The organism is Planotetraspora sp. A-T 1434, from assembly GCF_025420585.1.
GTDB lineage: Bacteria > Actinomycetota > Actinomycetes > Streptosporangiales > Streptosporangiaceae > JAOEGB01.
Map to the genome: position 1 here is coordinate 1 of NZ_JAOEGB010000107.1, position 475 is coordinate 475.

1 protein-coding gene is annotated in these 475 nt (G+C 70.7%); it reads left to right on the plus strand.

Translation table 11 applies throughout. The features are described from left to right. Positions 1–16: 16 nt before the first annotated feature. A partial coding sequence (locus tag N5079_RS35165) for a 13E12 repeat family protein (protein WP_261588546.1) occupies positions 17–475 on the plus strand: 459 nt, incomplete at its 3' end.

The window sequence follows — 475 nt, forward strand, 5'->3', positions numbered from 1 at the left end:
GCCGTCCCCGGGCGACATGAAGAAAATGCCCCGCCCGGACAAATACTCCGCCGACGAAATCCGCGCCGCGCTGGTGTTGACCCGCCGCGCGGCCGAGCGTGAATACGTCTTCGCCTATGACCTGTCCACCCGTCTGGCTGCCGTCCGCCACGCCCTGGCGGCCGGGACCATCGACAAAGCCCGCGCCCTGGTCTTCCACGACTGGCTGGAGGGCGTCCCCGACCCGCTCGCGCACGCGGTGGCCGGTCATCTGCTCCCGAAGGCGGGGGCATGCACGACCAGCCAGCTGAAAGACAAAATCAAGACGCTGCTGGTGGCCGCCGACCCGCAGTGGGCGCGGCGCAAGTACGAGCGGGCGCTGCAACGCCGCCGCCTCGAAGGGATGCGGCACGCCGACGGCACCGCGACCATCACCGGCCACCAACTCCCTGTGGACCAGGCCGCCGCCGCCATCGCCCGGGTGGATGCCATCGCT